Raw genomic sequence first — 549 nt, 5'->3', positions numbered from 1 at the left:
TATTGATAACAACCAGGTGGAGCTGGTAGCGCCTGAGAATAATCCATACCGAATCTCATGAAACTAGGACCGGAAGTATGGACCATCATCGGATCGATCGTATCGGCCATCCTTGGATGGTTTTCGAAAGGATTGTGGGGCCGCCACGTAGAAGATGCCAAAACGAAGAATTTCCTGCAGGGAGAGATCGATAAGCTTTACGCCAAGATCAATGAACTGATGCAGGAGCAGCTGGCTAATACAGAGAAACTCATGGCGCTATCGATGGAGCTGCATAAAACACAGGCAGAGCTGCACCAATACAAAAAAGATATGGAAACGGCCCGGGCTACCATCAAACGCCTGCAGAGCCGAATACGGGAGCTGGAGAGTGATCATAAAAAATAAGGAGAGTAACATTTGCTACTCTCCTTATTCATGTATTAAAAAAGGGCCGTTATTGTGTGATTAATTAAACTTCGCAAATTTCCATTTCCCCGGACATTACCTTTTCTGTCTTGGGATCTATCAGGTTTGCGAAATCAACCTGACAGAATATGCCGCAACTTG

The 549-nt window shown here is 45.2% G+C and carries 1 protein-coding gene; it reads left to right on the top strand.

Annotation, left to right across the window (positions count from 1 at the left end):
- Positions 1-57 precede the first annotated feature (57 nt).
- Positions 58-387, top strand: a complete 330-nt coding sequence (locus tag CRP01_RS41770) for a hypothetical protein (RefSeq protein WP_099156034.1) — start codon at positions 58-60, stop codon at positions 385-387.
- Positions 388-549: the final 162 nt, after the last annotated feature.

This window comes from Flavilitoribacter nigricans DSM 23189 = NBRC 102662 (assembly GCF_002646595.1).
Taxonomy (GTDB): domain Bacteria; phylum Bacteroidota; class Bacteroidia; order Chitinophagales; family Saprospiraceae; genus Flavilitoribacter; species Flavilitoribacter nigricans.
The sequence above is the reverse complement of the archived record's forward strand: the minus strand, read 5'-3'. Positions and strand labels throughout refer to the sequence as shown.

What these genes read in the sequence shown, in the direction of transcription:
- CRP01_RS41770 (WP_099156034.1), top strand. Translation starts at nt 58, where the DNA reads ATGAAACTAGGACCGGAAGTATGGACCATCATCGGATCGATCGTATCG.